Source organism: Methylobacterium organophilum (assembly GCF_022179465.1).
GTDB classification, from domain to species: domain Bacteria; phylum Pseudomonadota; class Alphaproteobacteria; order Rhizobiales; family Beijerinckiaceae; genus Methylobacterium; species Methylobacterium organophilum.
Genome location: NZ_BPQV01000044.1, coordinates 1 through 267, shown reverse-complemented (window position 1 = coordinate 267; position 267 = coordinate 1). Strand labels below are relative to the sequence as shown.

The following is a 267-nucleotide window of genomic DNA, read 5'->3' as shown; positions in this document are numbered from 1 at the left end:
GACGCCTCCGGTCGGCACGGCCAGAAGGACGACCCCGAGCGCGATCGCGAGCCAGGCGCGCGGCGGCCACACCAGACGGGTCCGCAGACCCACGACCGCACCGTGAACGGCCGCGAGACCGAGGAAGACCAGGTAGGCGACGACGGCGGCGCCCGGGACGCCGTCCGGGTCCGCGGGAAGGGCCACCAAGAGCAGCAGCGCGGTCGCGACCCAGCACAGCGCCATGAGTCCCCGCCGGCGCACCAGCGCATAACCCAGGCCCAGTCC

1 protein-coding gene is annotated in these 267 nt (G+C 74.9%); it reads right to left on the bottom strand.

Going from position 1 to position 267, the window contains the following annotated elements:
* Positions 1 to 267: hypothetical protein (locus tag MFF21_RS23745; RefSeq protein WP_238315051.1), on the bottom strand; the 267-nt coding region annotated here is incomplete at both ends.